Consider the following 21015-nt stretch of genomic DNA (forward strand, 5'->3'; position numbering starts at 1 on the left):
CACGTACAATCGAAGAGTAATTCTATATCGGCACGGCATTTGTATGTGATCAATAAACCGTCGGCCCGATCCTTCCTTTCAAAAAGGACACAACAATGACCACCAAAGCAACGACCACCAAAGCAACGACCACCACCGCCACCAAAACTACTGTCACCAAGAAAGCCGCCGCTAAAAAACCGGCGACAAAAGCCGCCAGCGCGCGCAAGGCCCCTGTTACCGCAAAGGCGCTGCAAGGCAAGATTATTCAGCATTTGCGTGGTACGCAAGGCACTTATGAAGAGAAGGCCACCCCGCAGGCGTGGTGGCGCGCCACCAGTTTCGCCGTGAACGAGTTCGTCATGGCCGGTTTGACCGATACGCAAAAAACCCACTCCCGCTACGATACGCGGGCGGTGAACTACCTGTCGATGGAATTCCTGATGGGCCGTTTGCTGTCCAACAACCTGCACAACCTGCATTTGTTTGATGTAACTCGCGCAGCGCTTGAAGGGCTCGGCCAGAATTTGGATGATTTGTTGGAAGAAGAACCCGACATGGCCTTGGGTAACGGCGGTTTGGGCCGTTTAGCCGCGTGTTTTCTGGATTCACTTGCCACCATGAATTTGCCTGCCGTGGGCTATGGCATTCATTACGAACACGGTTTGTTTGAACAACACTTCCGCGATGGCAGACAGATCGAGCGTCCAGACGCCTGGCGCGAGTACGGCAACCCATGGGAAGTTTGCCGCCCGGAGTCTGCACAGCAAGTCAAACTCTATGGTTATGTAGAAACCCGCTATGAAGGGGCCACACCCAAAAAAGTATGGCACGCTGGCCGCACCATCAAAGCCGTACCCTGGGATATTCCCATCGTGGGTTACGACGGCGCCAACGTAAACATCTTGCGCCTGTGGGAAAGCCGGGCCACGAACTTCTTCGACTGGGACGTCTTTAACGCCGGTGGCTACGTCGATGCACAAGCAGAACAGGCCCAGGCCGAAACCATCTCTAAGGTACTTTACCCCAACGATGAAACCGATGCGGGCAAAGAACTGCGTTTGATTCAGCAATACTTCTTTTGTGCCGCCTCGGTGGCCGATATTGTGCGCCGCTATCGCCGCGCCCATGGCGACGATTGGACCTCGTTCCCCAAATTAGTCGCGATTCAGCTCAACGACACGCACCCGGCCATTGCGATACCGGAACTCATGCGGGTATTGATCGATGATTATGATATGGCGTGGAAGGATGCTTGGGGTATTTGCCAACAGGTATTTTCATACACCAACCATACCCTGTTGCCAGAAGCCTTGGAAAAATGGACGGTCCGCCTGTTTGAGAAAGTCTTGCCGCGCCATTTGGACATTATTTATGACATCAACCACCAGTTCCTGACGCAACAAGTTGACGCCCAATGGCCGGGCGACGATGCCATGAAACAGCACTTGTCCATCATCGAAGAAGGTCATGAACGGATGGTACGGATGGGTCATTTATCGGTGGTGGGCTCGCACAAGGTCAATGGTGTGGCGCAAGTACACTCTGACCTGGTCAGAACCGACCTATTCCCTGAGTTCCATGAATTATGGCCAGAAAAACTCACCAATGTGACCAACGGCATTACGCCACGGCGCTGGCTGAAAGCCTGCAACCCGCGTTTGGCGGCGTTAATTGACCAGCACATTGATGCAGATTGGCCGCTACATTTGGATAAATTAAAGGGTTTAATCGCCAAGGCAGATGATGCCAAATTCCAACAAGCGTTCATGGCTGTGAAGCGGGAAAATAAAGTTGACCTAGTAGCCGAAATTCATCGCCTGACCGGCATTGAGGTCAGCCCGGATGCATTGTTCGACGTGCAGATCAAGCGTCTGCATGAATACAAGCGCCAACATTTGAATCTGCTGCACATTTTAGCCTTGTATCGTCGACTACTGGACAACCCGGAGTATAACATGGTGCCGCGTGTCTTCCTGTTCGGCGCGAAGGCTGCTCCGGGTTATCACTTGGCGAAAGACATCATTTTTGCCATCAACAAGGTCGCTGAACGCATCAACAACGATTCGCGCATCGGCGGCAAACTGAAAGTCGTTATGCTGCCCAATTACCGGGTCAGTTTGGCGGAGAAAATGATCCCCGCTGCCGATGTTTCGGAACAAATTTCGACAGCGGGTAAGGAAGCCTCTGGCACCGGTAACATGAAGTTGGCGCTGAATGGTGCATTGACCATCGGCACATTGGATGGTGCCAACATCGAAATTGCCGAAGAAGCCGGAGCAGATCACTGTTTTATCTTCGGGTTAACGGTGGATGAAGTAAAAGCCTTGAATGCGCGAGGCTACAATCCGTATGACTTTTACGACCATGACGAAGAGATTCGGGCGGTATTGGACTGGCTCGATAGCGATTACTTCACACCCGGTCAACCCGGCGCGCTCGCCAGTATTAAACACAGCCTGTTGCAAGGGGGTGACCCATACAAAGTATTGGCGGACTTCCGCGCCTACAGCGACGCGCAACGCAACGTGGATGAAAAGTATCGTGATGGCACGGCCTGGGCACGCAGCGCCATCATCAATACGGCCACCATGGGTAAGTTCAACTCAGACCGCTCCATTCAGGACTATGTGGACCGGATTTGGCACCTTAAAGCGTATCCAAGAGACAATTAACCCATAAACTTGTTGATAATGATTATCATTTAAAATATTATGCGTCCTGTCGTGAATACACAACAACAGGACGCCGTTGTGTGGTCTTCGGGGTGCTGTAGGGGCGCCTTGATGATCGGTTGAGGGATCGACAAACCTCTGAAGACACTCACTTACGCGGTGTTTCGATGTTCGGGCTGAGCATCGATCACCGCATTTTTTTGCCCCTTAGATATCGTCACCGTACTGAAACGAAAACCGTTTGTTCTCATGGTACGGAAATACATCTTCCACAAAACCTTCTTGCAGCCTTTGTTGCAAACCGCGCCAATAATCTGCGGTCAACAAGTCACCATGAACACGCTGAAACAGGTCCTTATCCACTTTATCGGTGACCAAAAAGTGACGGAACTCTTCCGGGAAAACATCGTTAGGATGCACGGAGTACCAAGGTTCACTGGCCATTTCCTGCTCTAGGGTCTGCGCTTCCGGGATGTTTCGGAAATTACACTCATTGAGGTAGCACACCTCGTCATAGTCGTAGAACACCACCCGATGCACGCGTGTGACCCCGAAGTTCTTGTGCAGCATGTCGCCGGGAAACAGATTCGTTGCCGCAATTTCCTTGATCGCTAACCCGTAGTCGATGATAGCGTCCGCCGCTTGTGCCGGTGTTGCTTGATCAAGGTAGAGGTTTAACGGGGTCATACGGCGTTCAATGTAGAGATGGCCGATGATCACATCGTCGCCATCCAAACTGACTTCCGAAGGCGCGACGCGCAACAGTTCCTCTACCAACTCATCGGCAAACCGGCTGCGCGGTAAGGCTACATGGCGGTATTCCAAGGTATCGGCCATGCGGCCGGCACGATCATGGTGCTTAACCTGTTGATACTTTTCTTTGACGCCTTGCTTGGTGTTGGATTTACTGGGGGCAAATTTGTCTTTGATGATTTTAAACACATAGGGGTAGGACGGTAAGGTAAATACCGACATCACCATGCCTTCAATGCCCGGTGCAATCACAAACTTGTCGGCGCTTTCTTTCAAATGAATCAGCAGGTCACGGTAGAACACCGTTTTGCCGTGCTTATGCAGCCCAATGGCATTGTACAGTTCGGATTTGCGCTTGTTCGGCATCAGCTCCTTCAGAAACCGTACGATGCCTGAAGGGTCAATGGTATCGACCATAAAGTAACTGCGCGCAAACCCAAACACGATGCTAACGTCGGACGCATCCATCAGTAAGGCATCAAGATAGAGCTGCCGGTTTTCGTTCACCAGAATAGGTACTACGCAGGGCTGATGGGCATCTTTGCTGACCACCCGGCCCACAACATACGCCGCTTTATTGCGAAAAAACAGATTACTTAATATGTCGATGCGCAAGTTATCACTCGGACCAATGGCGACCGACGACTGTTTATAGAAGCTGTCACGCAGCCGGATAACGTCACGTTCCAAGTCTTCAAAGGGCAGCTTCAAATCAAAACTGTGCAGGATATCTTGAATGTTGTTTTCAAACCCATCCATGCGCGGGTAGTAACTGGCATACGCATGACTGTCCCGTACAGTGAGAATTTCGTCGGCGTAGGAATCCACGAAAATAAATTCATTGTGATAATACTGACGGTCAAACAGATGACAAAACACTGAATTAAAAAAGGTTTCCGCCAATTCAGGCTGGCGGTGCTGCAACATCAGCCGACAAAAACTTTGCTTCACCACACGCCACAGGGCGGCGTCTACCTGGGTCATGGCGGGATACTCAGCCCGAATCTGGGCAACAGTATGCGCGACACTGTCTTCATATAAGTGAATACGTTCACGATGGCGCTGCTGACCCTGATGCCAGGCCGCCGCCTCAAAACGGGTTTGCGCGCCCTGAGTGATCAAGCGAAAACGCGAATAATGTTCATCAAAGCCCTGACAAATGCGTTGTGCAATTAAGCGGGCGGTTGGTTCCGACATGGTAGTGTTCTCCCGTTTCAGCAACGAGTGTACCAGCTTAAATATCCATGCCCAGTACGACAGCATTCATCGTGAGAATTCTGATTATGCGTGATGGCTATGGGACATATACACTCAATATCAATTGAGACCCAACGGCTTATCCATATCCTTAGCGGCATCAATTTTTTCTTGGATGTGTTCAGCGGCTTCTGAAATTTGCTGGCGCAACCAAATGTGACTGCGGTCATGATGCAACAGCGGGCTCCACACCATTTTGAGTTCGATGGGCGGTATATCGAACGGCGGTTTAAAAATGGCCAACTGGGGCAGTGGCGCATAGATTCTTGCGGCGCGGGCAGGTACTGTCACGATCAGGTCACGAAATAACGCCAAGTACATGGCGACGTGGTAGTCCCGAGTGAATAACTTGATCTTCCTTGCGTAGCCCAACTGCTCCAAACGTCGGTCTACCCAACCGAGTTTCTGCATATCTTTGCTGCTGATGCCTGTACCCACTCCGTAGCCTGTTTTACTCACCCAAACATGGTCGGCGGCCAAGTAGGACTCCAGCGTGAAGTTTTCCACGCAGGGGTGCTGATGATGCACCAAACAACGAAAGTCATCATGCCACAGCTTCTTTTGATAGAACGACAGCGGCAAGTCCTCAAACATATTGATCGCCATATCGATCTTGCCTTCTTCAACGTCCCGGAAGTCCACATCACTTGGGGTCATAATATCCAGCACCAAATGCGGCGCTTGATCTCGAATGCGCCGCATCAACTCGGGCAGTAACGTCGAAGCCGCATAATCACTGGCCATAATGCGAAAAACCCGCGATTCGGTCTGGGCATCGAAGTCCTCATCCGACTGCAGGGTCGCTTCCAAACCCATTAACAACTGATGAATCACCGGCTGCAAGGCCAGCGCCCGCACGGTGGGCTCCATGCCGCGGGAAGTGCGCACCAACAAGGGATCGTGAAACATTTCGCGAAGCCGTTTAAGCCCGTTGCTCATGGCAGGCTGGCTGATGTTCAAACGTTCTGCGGCGCGGGTAACATTGCGTTCCCGTAGCAGGACATCCAAATACACCAATAAATTCAGGTCGTGGCGCGCAATATTCACGGGCATTATTCCGAACATAGTCAATGACGATTTCCGACCTTATCCGGCGTTCGCTAATCTGGCAAGCATGAAACGCCTTACCGTTCAGTTCTGCGCTAAATTCACAGGTTTTTATCCTGAATGATGCACATTCCACCCCGCTGAACGGTGGTACTTCACGCCGGTTCTGGCGTAACATAGGGTTTACGTGTTACAACACGAAAAATCGAGAGACTACCTAGGTAGCTATTGAAAAATTTTCAGTAGTGACCAACCGAAAGGCACCGTTAGAGTGCCTGAATAAAAAAAGCCTTACTGAATTATCAGTAGGGCTATTTTTGCTACGGGATTCAACTAGAGGAGAAACGCCAATGAACCCGGCCAGCCCCACGGCCCTGGTAGACTTGTCTACTGAACAATTAATTGAACGTGCACTGGAAGATAACGAAGGCAGCTTGTCTTCGACCGGTGCACTGGTCGTCACGACGGGTCAACGCACCGGCCGCTCACCCAAAGACCGTTTTTACGTGTCCGACAGTGAAACCGAGCAGACCATCAACTGGGGGCCCGTCAACCGCCCCTTTGATAAAGACAAATTCGATGCCCTATGGGCGCGGGTTGCTGCCTACCTGAGCGAACGCAAACACTACGTCGGGCATTTACATGCCGGTGCCAGTGCGGAACATTATATTCCTCTTGAAGTCAGTACCGAAACGGCGTGGCATCAGATGTTTGCGCGTACGCTGTTTATCGTGCCAGACACTTGGAATGCGGCCAGTAAAGCCCCTTGGCAAATTCTGAACGCGCCCGGCTTTGTCTGTGAACCTGAACGCGATGGCACCAACAGCGAAGCTGCGGTGATCATCAACCTGACCCAACGCCAAATTTTGATCGCGGGCATGCGCTATGCCGGTGAAATGAAGAAAGCCGTTTTCTCCTCTCTGAACTATTTACTTCCCGGCGCTGACATCCTGCCCATGCATTGCTCGGCCAACATGGGTAAAGATGGTACTACGGCGTTGTTCTTTGGCCTGTCTGGCACCGGCAAAACCACCTTATCCGCTGACCCGAAACGCTTTTTGATCGGTGATGACGAGCACGGTTGGGGCCGCTCCGGAATATTCAACTTTGAAGGTGGATGCTACGCCAAGTGCATTAACCTCAGCGAGAAGAATGAGCCTATGATCTGGCAGGCCATTCGTCGCGGCGCAGTGCTGGAAAACGTTGTATTGGACGCCAACAATGTGGCTGACTATACCGACGTCAGCCTGACGGAAAATACCCGTGCCGCCTATCCGCTGACCCTGATCGAGCAACGCGTAGCCGACAACAATGGCCCGGAACCCAAGGCTGTGGTGTTCTTAACCTGTGACCTTACCGGCGTGTTACCACCGGTGGCTAAACTAAGCTCCGAAGCGGCTGCCTATCACTTCCTCAGTGGCTACACTGCGCTGGTCGGTTCAACCGAAATGGGTGCAGCGAAAGGCATTAAGTCAACGTTCAGCATGTGTTTCGGTGCGCCGTTCTTCCCTCGCCCACCGCAGGTTTATGCTGACTTGTTGCGCCAGCGCGTCGCCGAGTCCGGTGCGGATGTGTATCTGGTGAACACCGGTTGGACACAAGGTGGCTATGGTGAAGGTCGTCGTTTCAACATTCCGGAAACCCGCGCCATTATTGATGCTGTGGTCACCGGTGCGTTGAAAGATGTGCCGACCCAGCGCTTGCCCGGTATCAACCTGGATGTGCCGGTAGCTGTACCCGGGGTAGACAGCACGCTACTTAATCCACGGATGAGTTGGTCTGACCCGGCAAAATACGATGCCGCAGCGGCGGATCTGATTGCTCAGTTCAAGCAGAACTTCAAGCAATTCAAGGTGACGGACGACATTGTTGCCGCAGGCCCGCAGGCATTAGAAGCCGCAACCGCCTAAGGCAATCGACCGATCAGAAAAACCCGCCACAGGTCACCCTTGTGGCGGGTTTTTTATTGTAACCGACCTTGCCAGTCCCACTGTCGCACACTATGTTTACAACACGCCTGTAGTAATTGGAGAGGCGAACGGAGGCATCATGAGACTCATCGATTCAGCGCGGATTCATTGTCCATACTGCGACGTATCACTCAACATTAACGTCGACCCCAGCGAACCGGAACAAGACTACACCGAAGACTGCCAAGTGTGTTGTCGCCCCATGGTACTGAGCGTACAGTTTGATGATCGCCACCATCCGCGCGTCTATGCGCGCCGGGAAAGTGACATTTTTAGCCCGGGCGACTGATCAACGCTACGGCAGTCGTAATGGTCGAACTTTTACGCGAATTTTCTTCACACCGTGTTCTTTTAACGCCGCCTCCGCCTGACGGGTATAAGCGCGCCGTATCGCAACTAACGTATACAGGGGAAACAAGGTGATTTTCCCTACGGCATCACTGGGCAAACCTGCCGAGCCGGTCAACGCACCCATAATATCGCCGGGGCGTAACTTGGCCTTTTTGCCTTGATCAAGCTCCAATGTAATGTACGCCGGTTTTTCGGGCACGGGCTCCTGCCGCTTAGGATCCATTGGCGCGATCTGAGGTGGCATGGCACGCTGTTCCATAAGGGTTTGTGCCCGTTTACTGTCCATCGTAGAAACCACACTGACCGCCAACCCCTTTTCACCGGCACGACCGGTGCGCCCTACCCGGTGCGTGTAGGCCGTTGGGTCGCGCGGTAAATCGACATTCACTACCAGCGGTAAAGCCGGAATATCCAGACCACGGGCGGCGACATCGGTGGCCACCAATAATTGCAAACTCTGATGGGCGAAGCTCGCTAAGACCTTTTCGCGGTCGCGCTGCATCATGTCACCTTGGATGGCTGCCACGCTATAGCCGTGCTGGCGCAATTTGTCGACCACTTCGGCACACTCCACCTTGGTATTGCAAAACAAGATAGCCTGCTCAGCAGGCCACCGTTGCAATGCCTGCAACAGCCCCTGCATTAAATCCTTACCCGCCACCAACCAATGCTCTTCAATTTCTGGAGCTTCGCCAGCTTGCGCCACGTCCACTTCTGCCGGGTTCTGCAACACCGCGTGGCAGAACTGTTCGATTTCCGGCGCGTAGGTGGCCGAAAACAACAGCGTTTGATGTTGCTTCGGCAGTGCTTCACGTAACGTCTGCATATCGTCCATAAAGCCCATATCGAGCATACGGTCGGCCTCATCCAGTACCCAGGTGCGCACCGCATCCAGTATCAGACTGCCCTTGCGCACATGCATTAATAAACGCCCCGGCGTCCCCACTACAATATCGGCCCCGTGTTCAAGCGAACCCAACTGTGGCCCGACAGGCGCACCACCGCACAAGGTAAGAATCTTTGAGTTCGGTTGCCAGCGCGCCAATTGGCGTATTACACCAGCCACCTGTTCGGCCAACTCACGCGTGGGACAAACCACCAGCGCCTGTACCTTGCGCTGCTGTCCACGCACCAGGTCGGCGTTTAACAAGTTCACCAGTGGCACACCGAAGGCCGTCGTTTTACCGCTGCCGGTCGGTGCTTTGGCTTTCACATCGCGTCCTTGCAAGGCCAGCGGTATCGCCGCCGCTTGAATGGGCGTAGGGCTGCTGAACGACAAAGCCGTCAATACCTGTAACAACGCTGGGGGTAATGAAAAATCGCTGAACTGAGCCGACATGCGGCACCTACCCTAAAGAAAAAATCCGGCGCACAGAGTACCACAGAACACGGCGTTCCGTACGAAGCTCTGCTATACTCGCGTCCAATTGACCCCACTACTCCGTGCTACTAGGTATCTTCAGTGTTCAACGAATTGGAAATTGCTCCGCCCTTGTCTCGTGCTATGACCAAACATGGCATACATGAACCCACCGATGTCCAGATCGCCACCATCCCCAAAATAATGGATGGCAAAGATTTAATGGTCAGCGCGGAAACCGGCAGTGGCAAAACCGTCGCCTTTGTGCTGCCGCTCGTGTCCGCGTTCAATCATACGCCCTCACCGCATACCGGTATTCGGGCATTAATTTTAGGCCCCACACGCGAGCTGGTACGGCAGATTCAGCATGTCTGCGAACAACTCGGCGGCGCAATCAATGTCACTAGCTTGAGCATTACCGGTGGCGTAGCCTTTAAAGAGCAAGAAGCCGCCTTACGCAAAACACCGGATATCGTTATTGCCACTCCAGGTCGGCTAAAAGAGCACCTGGAGCGCGGCTCCATTGATCTCTCGGATGTGGAATATCTGGTATTGGATGAAGCCGACCGTATGCTCGACATGGGTTTCCGTGAAGATGTCGTGGCCATTACCGAGCACTGCCCGGCTGAACGCCAATCCCTGTTGTTTTCCGCCACCCTCGACCACAAAGGCGTGTTGGCCATGGCGCGACAATTGTTGCGCGACCCTGAGACCATCGCCCTGCACGAATCGCGGCGGGTGCCCAGCCACATTGTGCAGCAATATGCGCTGTCGGATGATGACGCCTTTAAAGAAAAACAGTTGCTTGGATTGTTGGACGTGGCCGCCGACGAACAGATCATTGTGTTCACCAACACCATCGTGAAAGCCGAACGGTTGCACAGTAAGTTACGCAATGGCACCCGGCGCTGTGGCCTTTTGCATGGCGACTTGACGCAAGAAGCCCGTAATGCGGTGGTCAGCGGCATGCGAGACCGTCGCGTGCAAATTCTCATTACCACCGATGTTGCCGCGCGCGGGTTGGATATTCCGAACGTGGGCTTGGTGGTAAATTTTGACTTGGCGCGCAAAGGCGATGAATATCTGCACCGCGTTGGCCGCACCGGGCGCGCCGGTGCTCCGGGCCGTGCGGTGAGTCTGATCGCCCCGAATGAATGGAATTTGCTGGCCCGTATTCAACGCTATTTGAGCACTGCATTCGCCCGCACCGAAGTGCCCGGCCTGAAAAGCAGCTATCAAGGGCCGGCCAAAGTAAAAAGTTCTGGCAAGGCCTACGGTAAGAAGAAGCCCAAAGAAACCAAAACCAGCAAAGCCGCTAAAGCTAAAGCAGAAAAAGATAAGGCAAAGAAGAAATCCGGGCCACGCCCCTCTCGTCCGCCTGCACCGCGTGATGGCTTTGCGCCGTTAAAGCGCAAAAAAGTAGAAGACTAATCCAGCACGGTGCAGTTGCGACTTAACGTCGCAACTGCACGCGCCCATCCTGCACCACACTGAAGGGAAATGCGTCCATGATGGGCAGCCCTGTTCCAACTTGGCTTTCAAACGCCAAGCCGTAATCCAACGTTTGGCCACGCAGCAGAGCATCGTAAAGGGCCAATCCCGCATCAATAAACAACAAGCGAATGGGCACTTCGACCACCGCTTGTCCGCCTTCATTGAGGCTTACGGTTTGCTGGACTTTACCGGATGCCACCGAACTTTGATTCAACGCCAATTCGTAGGTAAATTGATCCAACCGTAGGCCGAAGGCATTAGGGTTGGTAAGCGCCAAATTCAGCACCAGATCGGCACTCGACAAACTGAGCCGTTCGGCCCGTAACCCTACCACCTGCACCGCAGGTAAACGGGGAATGGGCACCTCGCCTTGAGCCGCCAACGGCACCCGTACCCGCCCAAATACGGGTACATCGAACGACATTCCGCCCACCATAGCGTAGGCAAATCGGTCAGCTTGCTGCAACTCGGACACCAAACTCAGTACGTCCGTGAACACCACCTCAATGGGCAAACTCACTACGGTGCTGCCGCCAGCGGCCAGCGTATTGCCCTGCCGTTGCTCACCCGCCACGACACGGCGCTCATTGACCGTCAGTTCGTAATCCAAAGCACCCATCGTAATGGCAAACAGATTTGGATTATTGATCTCTACACGCGTTTCCAATTGGGCTGCCGTTGGCGACAACCCCACCAAGCGGCTACTTAGAATGTTCACTTCTGGTTCTTGCCATGCCGTAGATGGCAAGCTCGCGCAACCACTTAGCCAGAAAATAACCGTCCAGCCCAATAATCCTTGCAACAACCCAGTCCAAGCCTGACGACGATCAAGTTTGTACAGCATACGGTATTACCACAGCGGCCATGAAGACGCCTACCATACGATGTCGCAAGCAAAGCGTCTAGCCTCGTGAAAAGCCCGTATAGACAGTCCACAAGCTGGCGAAGGGCTGTTACAGTGTGCACTTTCGCTAACCATGGGTATGCAACGAGTCTATTGTGCTGCCTAAAGACCATGAGCGCGCGGTGATTGTGACCCCAAAACTTGAACATTGGCTTTCTGCAACGGCTCGCTTTTGCCTCAATGTTGTCGGATTGTGGGTCGTACTTTGCGCCAGCTTATGGGCACAGGTGCCTACGGATACTCGCCGCTTTGATACCACCAACGAACAAACGCTTTTATTTACCAGCAGCGTGAATACAGAGGTGGCGACGCGCTTGCGGGCGGCGCTGGATGCCTATCGGGCGGAACAACAAAACAATACCTTGGTGACCATCAGGCCATTGGCGCAACAAAGCACCGAACAAAGCATTTTACGTGATCATCTCCGTGCCATGGGGTACTACAGCCACACCATCACGCCACGTCCACTGGATGAATATGAGGAATTGCGTTACGAAATTCGCACCGGCGCCCTGTTTCGCTTACGCACCGTAACGTGGGATTGGCCAACCGGCGTGCCCAGCCCGCTGGCGGCTGAGAGCCTGGTTCGCAGTGGTCAACCGGTGCATGCGCAAACCATCTTGGATGCCCAAGCGCAATTACAGCGTGAGATTCAGCAATCGACCTGTTTTCTGCGGGTGAATGTGCGCTATCAATTGGCGTTGGACTACAGCACACACACCGGCGATCTGCGGTTTTATATGGATCCCAGTCAAGAAGTGACGATTCGTTCGTTGCGTGTAGACGGTCTGGAAACCGTAGAGCGCAGCTGGGCCGCCCGCCTTAGCCAATTGACACCGGGGCAATGCTTTCAGCGCCCGGCGCTCGATCAAGCACGCCTGAACATGTATCAATCGAACCTGTTTGCACAAATCAATGAAGTTGTCTCGGAACCTGACGATGGCGAGGTCGATGTCATTTTTTCGGTTCAAGAGCGTTTTCATCGCACGATAAAATTGGGTGCCGGTTACGACACCGATGCCGGTATCGGCCTGTCCGGCGAGTGGGCACATCGGAATTTTGCCGGACGCGGAGAAAACCTGATTCTAAGCAGCCAATGGAGCCTGCTCAGCCAAGCGGCCAGTGCGACCTACATCATTCCGCGGCGGCAACCCTATTATCCCCGGTTCACCTTCAGCACTCGCGTTGAGCGCACGGAGTTTGATACCTTGCCAACCGTGGTATGGCAAAACGGCGTCAGCCTGGAGCAAATCCTATCTCGTGACTGGACCGGCACCCTAGGCGCCGACCTGCGTTCAACCTGGTTAACCACAGACAATGATACGGTGTATGAACAGTGGTTCGCCCTCCCCGCATCAGTGGTCCGCGATACGCGTGATGATGTCTTGGACGCACGTCGCGGGTCGCATTTCATCCTATCGGCGGAGCCCAACTGGTCATTATCCATATCCCAACCGAATTATGCTCGCCTCACTACCGGGTTTAGAGGGTATGAATCACCCTGGCCTTTTTTGACCTTGGCCCTCTATGCCGAAGCCGCGAGTTTGGTGGGTCTCGGAGAACCGTTGGATTTTGCGCAACTGAATGAAAGTGAACGCCTATATGCAGGTGGTGGCGGCTCGGTACGCGGCTGGCCCTACCAAGAAGCGGGCGTGTCAGGTGGGGGTCGCCTGCGCCTGCTAAACAGCTTGGAACAACGCTGGCGCGTGTTGGATAATTGGGGGGTCACCCTGTTTCTCGACTCGGCCTGGCTGAGCAGCGATACGACCGTAGACTGGGATGATCGTGTTTCGGGTGCCGGTATTGGCTTGCGTTATTTTACCGCGTTTGCCCCCATTCGTTTTGATGTCGCTTGGCCCGTTCCGAAATGGCAGAACAATCGAAGTTTTTACATCAGCATCGGACAAGCATTTTGAAACTCATTCTGCACAGTGTTGGCGCGGTATTGCACGGTATCAACCGCTACCTACTTCATATTGTTTTCACGCTGCTGATCGCGGCGGTTATCCTGATTGCTGTATTGATCGGCACCGCCACGGGTCGACAGATATTAATCAACCAAGCCATAGCGGCCGTGAATCAACACACCGGCTGGTACATTCAAGCCCGGCATGTGCGCATGCCACGCCTCCACGAACTGCATGTCGGTCAACTGCGTGTGTTTGCGCCAGACCAAGCAGAATCTTTCGTCTATCTTGAGCGTGTACAAGTACTGCTGCCGCAGCGTCCGTGGGAAAATCCTTACGCAGTCGAGTTGTTGCAGGCCGAACACGCGGAATTGGATCTGGCGCAATTACGCCGGAGCGTGGCCGCATTACAGGGCGATACCGCGGCCGCTGCAGAACCGGAAACAGCACTGAAACGACCCGGCATTTGGTTGTATGCCATAGAATTCGCACAACTGCGCATAACCGATCCGCAGGGCAGTGCCTTGCAAGGGACTTTTTCTGGACGTCTCGAATGGCCTACCGCGCAGCCACTGCCCAGCGTAACCGCGCAATGGTTTAATCAAAATGACCAGCTGTTCAATGCCCAACTCAGTCCGACCCTACCATCGGACGACCTCTCGGCAAATCGGTGGGAAGTTCGACTCGACATCAATCTTCCCGCGGGTGCTTGGCCGCACGCCTACCTGAACTGGCCGCAGGACGTACCCATGGTGGCGCAAGCCTACGTGGATGTAGACATCGACCAGGGCTCGGCACAGATTCATCGTATAGCGCTACCCTGGCAAAACCACGCGCTTGAATTGACCGGAAATGTAGCACAGCGTACCGAGGGCTATGCATTTTCCGACCTCCGCCTGCAGGTTGACGACTATGTTTCTACCCTCAATGGTCAATGGCAGGGCGACCAGAGTGCGCTGCAAGCAGATGTTCATATACCACTAACCCTGCTTCAGCCGTGGCTGTATGGCGTTCTGCCCAACTTCTTACGCGCCGGTGATCCGGTGCAACCCAATGATCTGGCGCGCTTCACGCTAGACGTTCAACCCGGTCAACGTTGGCAAAGTGCCGGACGCGCCAACCTGCATTGGTATGAGAATACCGCGCAAGCTACTTGGGACGCCCAAGGGCAAAGGTTCAGGGCCGAACAACTGGCGGTGCAACTCCGTACAGGGGGCAGTGAAGCCAGCGCTGAAGGACACTGGAATTGGGCCACGCAACTTGGCACGCTGGACCTCGTCAGTACCGTCAATCAAAACTTTTTATCACGGTACGCTGTCCCTAGCATGGTGAGCAGCCTTGCCCTTAACGGGCAGGTACTGGGCAATGGCCGCAACGCGGACGGTCGGCTGCGCCTGCCTGTTTGGAGCGGCACGCTGGCCGCCAACGGGCGTTGGCCAACGCCCACCGATTTTGCCGACTTGCCTTGGCAGGCCCGCGCCGCAACCCAACTGGCTTATCCGGTCCTTGACTGGCAAGACTTATCCTTAGACATACAAGCCGCCGGCAATACCGCCAGTATTACGAGCCACGGCACCGCCAACCTGCGCGCAAGAAACACCGACTTTCGCTGGACACTGGCTGAAGTACCGGTGGATATGATTGCCGGCACCTTCGTGACCTGGCCTGACACCTTACGTGCGCAAGTCTCTGGCACCGGCCATGCATCAGGCCCATGGAACGGCCTTGAAGGCGATGCCGAACTCGTAGGCCGAGGTTTATGGCAAAGTAGCCCATGGCTTATGCGCTTCCAAGCCAACGAAATTTCGCGGGATCGTTTCGCCATCAACCGATGGGAAGCGCAGTGGCGTGACAGTCGCTTACGTGCCAGCGCCGACATTGCCCCACAATGGGATAGTTCATGGAAAACCTGGCCGGTGCAAGCGACGGCCGAGCAACTGCAACTGAGCTTTGCCGACCTAGCGAGCCAATTGCCCGCCTGGCCAACCCAATTGCCCAGCGGCGTACTAGACACCCAATGGGAAATTGTCGGCCTACTGGGTGATCCCACAATACGCGCCAACGCCACGATAACGGCGGACTATGAAGGCCATCCGCTGGTAGGCGAACTGCGCTGGGACGACGAACGTCTATGGTCCGACCTGACCTGGCAGGACCGCGCACTCAGTGTACAAGGCACCGGACGGCCGTGGCGGGAAGGCCAGTGGCACCTTACCTTGCAACGCCTGCGCACCGAGGATGTTGCCGCGTGGCTAACCTTACCGACCAGCCTCAATGAAGCCTCGGTACAACACGATTTGCATATTCAGTGGACCGGCAATATGCAAAATGCCGATTTAAGCCTTACCAGCCAACACCGGGGTCGCTGGGAAACGGAATCCGTGCAGGCAGAATTAACCGGAAGTGGCCGTTGGTCGGACTATGCGCTGACCACATGGGACATCAATGCCCTTGACGTGGCTTGGGGGCCAGCAACCCTGCAACTCAGCGCGCGCAATATTGCCGATGACCTCATGCCCGAGACGCTGACCGCGCAAATGACCGATTTCCCCGTAGGACGATTCATGCCCGTGCCGGATGTTGATGCGCGCGTTTCTGGCCGTGCGATCATGTCCTCCGAATGGCCGACATGGTCCGGTGATATTAACCTACGAACCGAGGGGCAATACGCCCAACAAGCGATTCTAGGCAGCGTAACAGGGAGTGTTACCGGCAATGCACAGGAGGTGTTTTTTGCCCAACTGGAAACCTTGGACTTTCGCCTTGGCGACAGCGTCAACATCAGTGGCACGGGTGGTTATTCTCCGGAGCTCTGGAACCTGAAACTGGATTGGCAAGGCTTGTCAGGCAGAATACCTGAACGCTTCGGGTTGCCCGACAGTTTGTGGCGGGGAAATGGCAATCTAACCATTGCTGGCGCGGTCGATGATCCCGAACTCGCACTTGAAACCCGGTGGGAAACGACCCTGGAAATTCCGGCTGCGCAAACCGGCATTGATGAGCAGTTGCCTTTATCGCTGGCCTTGGTCATCGATACAACAGACACAGAGCTGACCGGTGCACTGCGTCTCAACCGGCCCGAAAAGCCATTATTCGCCGTGTCCGCCGCCATGCCACGACTGCCGCTCTCCGAACGTTTTAACACGCCATGGTCAGAGTGGTCCTTCTCTGGCGAATGGTTGGCTGACATCGATATGTCAGACCTGTTTTTCTGGCTGGGACTGGAAAATATTCAATTGAATGGCGACTTGCGGGGTGAAGGCGTGCTCGCGGGAAGTTTGCAGACACCGACTGCGGAAGGCTATTTGGCTTGGCAGGATGGTGCATTGCGCCTACCGGAAATCGGCGCTGAATTCGATCGCATCAACATCTCCGTGGCGGCCGAAGATCTGACCACGCTGAATTTAAGTGGTAATGCCCGCGCCACCACAGGCAGCGTCGACGTGGGTGGACAGTTATCCTGGCGCGAAGGACGCCCGCACAGTGACATACGCCTCCGTTTTGATCGAACGGCCGTTGTCCAACGCAGTGATGTGCAAGGTCTCGCCACCGGCAATCTGGCGTTAACCGGAGCGTGGCCCGACTTCACACTGTCGGGTGAGCTGGGGCTATCCAACCTGAACATCCTCATCAACCGCTTGTCCGGTCCATCGGTGGCGCAACTGAACATTGAAGGCGAACAAAACGGCAACGCGGGGACCGAGGTCGCTAACGCCATGGCTTTAAACATCGCAGTACGAACCCTAGAGCCCGCCAGTATCAGCGGGAACGGTCTGAACGCCCGGTTATCCGGCGAACTTCGTGTTCTCGGCACCGTGCGCGACTATGAAACCGATGGCGCCTTCGTGGTGGAATCGGGTACCTTCAATTTGCTGACCCGAGACTTTCGACTTCAGGAAGGCGAAGTTCGCTTGGTGGATGAAGCTATTGATCTCAACCTTTTAGCCGTTTACGACCGCTCCGGTGCCCGTATCGAAGCCCGAGTTACCGGGAATGCCAACCAGTTCCAACTGCAACTGTCCTCTATCCCTGTCTTGCCGGAAGATGAGATCGTCGCGCAGCTGTTGTTCGGTAAAACTATCCAAAATATGACGCCCTTTCAGGCTGTGCAGTTAGCCAGCGCGGTTAACCAGCTCCGTGGCGGCAACAGTTTTGATCTGGTCTTGGTGACCCGCGACAGCTTAGGCTTAGATACCCTGGAATTTGATAGTACGGGCGAAGAAGATGATGACGTCACCGTTCGAGTAGGCAAGTACTTGAATAATCGCGTCTACGTGGAGCTGGATACGGAATTGAACGACCAAAGTGATTGGCGCGGCAGTGTTGAAGTTGAGCTGACCCCTAACCTGAGTGTAGAAACGTTCACGCGCTCCAGCAGTACCTTTGGTGGCATAGAATTGCGTTGGCGGCGCGACTACTGACGGCGCGTCAGGCGCGGAAAGGTCGCATCGACATTGGCCTCCAATTGCGCCGCAAGCGAGGTGACCTCGGTGACGCCACGCAAGGCACACAAGGCGCGAAAGACATTGGGTACTTGCACTGGCGAGTTTCGTACCCCCTGATACCCGAAGAGCGGCATGTCGGGACCATCGGTTTCTAACAACAGATGTTCGGCTGCTAAGGCCTGCACGGTGGCACGAGTTTTGGCGGCGCGCGGGTAAGTCATTACGCCACCTATGCCCAATTTTAGACCCAGAGCAATGTATTCTTGCGCCATGGCCAACGAACCACTGAAGGCATGCACCACTCCACCGTGTATCGGTGGCGTATGCTTAAGGGCACGAATAAGTTCATTATGGGCCTGACGTTGATGCAGGATCACCGGTAATCGCGCATTATTTGCTAACGCCAGTTGGGCGTTTAAAAACCGGATTTGTTTGGGCATATCCGGCTGTGTACCATCGAGCCCTATTTCACCCACGGCCACCACCCACGCAGCCTGCAGCCGCTCGGGCAGTTGGTGTAAGTGTTCCGATTCATGTTCCTGCACATAACAGGGGTGTAGACCAAATGCCCCGTAAACTCGGACCGGACAGTCCTGTTGCCACGCCGCCAGCCAGGGTGACAACCGTTGCCATTGTGCCGCACTGACCCCCGGCACCAGTAAACGTGACACGCCGCGCTGAGCACAGGCATGCAGCAACGCTGAAGCATCCGCTGCGAAATCCGGGAAATCGAAGTGGCAGTGGCTATCGGTAAAACGCATCATGGTAAGAGCTGCGACGGACTGACCACCTCAATACCGGCTTCCGGCAGCAAAGGCAGCATCCAATTTAAGAAGGCAATGGTTTCCGGGTAAGGATGGCCGATCACGATCACCTCGGTGCCGCGTTCGAGAATCCCCAACGCTTGGCTAAACTGCCCCATGATGAAATCGTCGGTTTGTTCGTGGTCCAGAAACACATGCCGACGCAACGCGGGTACACCCAGGGCGCGCGCGGTTTCAAACGCCACGCTGTCCGGTGAGGTTAACGAGTCAATGAAATAGAGGTCATGTTCGCGCAGATAGTTCATCACTACCTGCATTGCGTTAGCGTTTTCGGTCAGAAAGCTCCCAGTATGATTGTTAATACCGGCGACAAAGGGCACATTTGCCAAGGCTTGACTGAGCGTAGCGCGTAATTGTTCCGCCGTCATGTCGCGCTCCAGTCCCATCGGCCCTAAGGCCAGTTGACCCTGGTTCGCCATCGGCATGTGGAGCATCACTTCCTTACCTTGCTCATGCGCCATTCTGGCTAAACGTTCACTGTAAGCGAGGCCGGGCAATACAGCGTAGGTTACTTTACCCGGCAACTCTATCGCGGCTTTGCCTAAGGCAAAATTATTCCCCACGTCATCGATAATGATGACCATGCGCGCTGCTGCGGCATCAGCATGAGCAGCTAATCCGCCCAGCAATCCACCGCACAGCGCAAGACAGTAAAGAACACCACGCCACATAGCACTAAGGTTTCAGAATGGCCAGACCCTTCAGCATATTCAACGCTTCGTACATCTGATAATCCTGATCACGCAACCGACCATCATCCGCATTGTCCACGGCGTCATCGGCGGCGGCTTGGCCATTCTGCAACGCCCCTTGCAAATCCGCCTCGCGGCTCAGACGCACTTCTTGCGCGGTAAAAGACCCTTGATCCACCAGAATATCTGGGGTTATGCCCGTCCCCTGAATAGACGTACCCGATGGCGTAAAATAACGCGCCGTGGTCAGCTTCAGTGCCGTGCTATCCTGGCTCAACGGCATGATGGTTTGCACCGAACCTTTACCAAAACTCTGCGTTCCCATGATCACCGCACGCTTGTGGTCCTGCAATGCACCGGCAACAATTTCGCTCGCCGAGGCCGAACCGCCATTGATCAATACCACCAGGTTCAAGTCTGGCAGCAGGGTTTGCCGACGCGACTGATAACGGAACGAGTTGTTCGGAATGCGGCTTTCAGTGTACACCACCAATTTATCTGACAAGAAGATATCAGACACATCAACCGAAGCACTTAACAACCCGCCAGGATTATTACGCAAATCCAATACCAGACCGCGCAGCTCACCGTTGGCTTCTTCGCGCAAGCGGTTGATTTCGCGCACCACGTCCGCCGCCGTATTTTGTTGGAACGACGAAATACGAACGCTGGCAAAGCCAGGTTCCAGCATACGACTGCGCACCGACGTGACACGGATCACCGCACGTTCGATGGTCAGTTCAAAGGGGTTAGCTTGCCCTTCGCGTACTACGGTGAGGGTGATGGAACTGCCAGGTTCACCGCGCATCAGCTCTACGGCTTCGCTCAAGGACAAGCCCTGCACCGGGGTGTCATCCAGCTTGGTGATCAAGTCACCGGCTTGAATGCCCGCCCGAAATGCCGGGGTGTCGTCTATCGGTGAGACAACGCGGACAAATCCATCTTCCATGGTGACCTCAATACCCAAACCACCAAACTGGCCGGTCGTCGATTCCTGTAAATCAGCGAAGGCTTCCGGCGGCAGGAAATCGGAATGCGGATCAAGGCCGGTCAACATGCCCTTGATGGCATTCTCAATCAACTCCCGGTCATCCACTTCTTCCACATAGGCCGTCTTAATGCGATCAATGACCTCGGCCAGCATACGCATCTCATCGACCGGCAGACCTCTGTTTTCGGAGTTGTGACGGTCGGCCAATACGCTCGCACTGAACGCCAGTGCAAAGCCCATTACCAAGGTGACCAAATAGCCGACAGCAGGCCCTTTCTTAAACGTCATGGTGTTACCCCTTCCCAATGCTGACGACACGAATCGCCATCAACTCAATAAAAGTATAGCGGCAGCACCTGCGTGCTT

Annotated in this window: 13 protein-coding genes; 6 read left to right on the plus strand and 7 right to left on the minus strand. The window is 54.4% G+C overall.

What is annotated here, in order from left to right; all coding sequences use genetic code 11:
• Nucleotides 1-95 precede the first annotated feature (95 nt).
• A complete protein-coding gene (locus ACFOSD_RS01615; RefSeq protein WP_380694314.1) occupies nucleotides 96-2654 on the plus strand; it encodes a glycogen/starch/alpha-glucan phosphorylase in 2559 nt (852 codons plus the stop codon).
• Nucleotides 2655-2861: 207 nt separating this feature from the next.
• Here ACFOSD_RS01615 and aceK read toward each other — a convergent pair whose 3' ends face one another.
• Both aceK and ACFOSD_RS01625 read right to left on the minus strand, forming a co-directional pair.
• A complete protein-coding gene (aceK, locus tag ACFOSD_RS01620; RefSeq protein ID WP_380694312.1) occupies nucleotides 2862-4604 on the minus strand; it encodes a bifunctional isocitrate dehydrogenase kinase/phosphatase in 1743 nt (580 codons plus the stop codon).
• 120 nt (nucleotides 4605-4724) lie between these two features.
• Nucleotides 4725-5711, minus strand: coding sequence for a LysR family transcriptional regulator (locus ACFOSD_RS01625; protein ID WP_380694310.1), 987 nt, complete (start codon nucleotides 5709-5711; stop codon nucleotides 4725-4727).
• 350 nt (nucleotides 5712-6061) lie between these two features.
• Here ACFOSD_RS01625 and ACFOSD_RS01630 point away from each other — a divergent pair, with 350 nt between their 5' ends.
• Nucleotides 6062-7621: a phosphoenolpyruvate carboxykinase gene (locus tag ACFOSD_RS01630; protein ID WP_380694308.1), complete on the plus strand. Its 1560-nt coding sequence runs from the start codon at nucleotides 6062-6064 to the stop codon at nucleotides 7619-7621.
• 139 nt (nucleotides 7622-7760) lie between these two features.
• Nucleotides 7761-7970: a CPXCG motif-containing cysteine-rich protein gene (locus ACFOSD_RS01635; protein ID WP_380694306.1), complete on the plus strand. Its 210-nt coding sequence runs from the start codon at nucleotides 7761-7763 to the stop codon at nucleotides 7968-7970.
• Nucleotides 7971-7976: 6 nt separating this feature from the next.
• Here ACFOSD_RS01635 and dbpA read toward each other — a convergent pair whose 3' ends face one another.
• The gene (gene dbpA / locus ACFOSD_RS01640; protein WP_380694304.1) at nucleotides 7977-9371 is read right to left on the minus strand and encodes an ATP-dependent RNA helicase DbpA; all 1395 of its coding nucleotides are present in this window, start codon (nucleotides 9369-9371) and stop codon (nucleotides 7977-7979) included.
• 123 nt (nucleotides 9372-9494) lie between these two features.
• Here dbpA and ACFOSD_RS01645 point away from each other — a divergent pair, with 123 nt between their 5' ends.
• Nucleotides 9495-10823: a DEAD/DEAH box helicase gene (locus ACFOSD_RS01645; protein ID WP_380694302.1), complete on the plus strand. Its 1329-nt coding sequence runs from the start codon at nucleotides 9495-9497 to the stop codon at nucleotides 10821-10823.
• Between the two features lie 22 nt (nucleotides 10824-10845).
• Here ACFOSD_RS01645 and ACFOSD_RS01650 read toward each other — a convergent pair whose 3' ends face one another.
• Nucleotides 10846-11730 carry an LEA type 2 family protein gene (locus ACFOSD_RS01650; protein WP_380694300.1) on the minus strand — a complete coding sequence of 295 codons (885 nt, stop codon included), beginning with the start codon at nucleotides 11728-11730 and terminating at the stop codon, nucleotides 10846-10848.
• 155 nt (nucleotides 11731-11885) lie between these two features.
• Here ACFOSD_RS01650 and ACFOSD_RS01655 point away from each other — a divergent pair, with 155 nt between their 5' ends.
• On the plus strand, nucleotides 11886-13706 hold the full coding sequence (locus ACFOSD_RS01655) for an autotransporter assembly complex protein TamA (protein WP_380694298.1): 1821 nt from the start codon (nucleotides 11886-11888) through the stop codon (nucleotides 13704-13706).
• Complete coding sequence (locus ACFOSD_RS01660) at nucleotides 13703-18118, plus strand: translocation/assembly module TamB domain-containing protein (protein ID WP_380694296.1); 4416 nt, start codon at nucleotides 13703-13705, stop codon at nucleotides 18116-18118. Before ACFOSD_RS01655 ends, ACFOSD_RS01660 begins: the two co-directional genes overlap by 4 nt.
• On the opposite strand, the gene ACFOSD_RS01665 is transcribed toward ACFOSD_RS01660, so the two are convergent.
• The 3 genes from ACFOSD_RS01665 to ACFOSD_RS01675 are packed head-to-tail and all read right to left on the minus strand — an operon-like array spanning nucleotide 18112 to nucleotide 20937.
• On the minus strand, nucleotides 18112-18906 hold the full coding sequence (locus tag ACFOSD_RS01665; protein WP_380694294.1) for a TatD family hydrolase: 795 nt from the start codon (nucleotides 18904-18906) through the stop codon (nucleotides 18112-18114). The genes ACFOSD_RS01660 and ACFOSD_RS01665 overlap by 7 nt on opposite strands.
• Nucleotides 18903-19637, minus strand: coding sequence for a divergent polysaccharide deacetylase family protein (locus ACFOSD_RS01670; RefSeq protein ID WP_380694292.1), 735 nt, complete (start codon nucleotides 19635-19637; stop codon nucleotides 18903-18905). Before ACFOSD_RS01670 ends, ACFOSD_RS01665 begins: the two co-directional genes overlap by 4 nt.
• A gap of 4 nt (nucleotides 19638-19641) precedes the next feature.
• Entirely contained in the window at nucleotides 19642-20937 is a 1296-nt protein-coding gene (locus ACFOSD_RS01675) for a S41 family peptidase (RefSeq protein WP_380694290.1), read from the minus strand.
• Nucleotides 20938-21015: the final 78 nt, after the last annotated feature.

It is taken from the genome of Salinispirillum marinum, from assembly GCF_042650105.1.
GTDB classification, from domain to species: domain Bacteria; phylum Pseudomonadota; class Gammaproteobacteria; order Pseudomonadales; family Natronospirillaceae; genus Salinispirillum; species Salinispirillum marinum.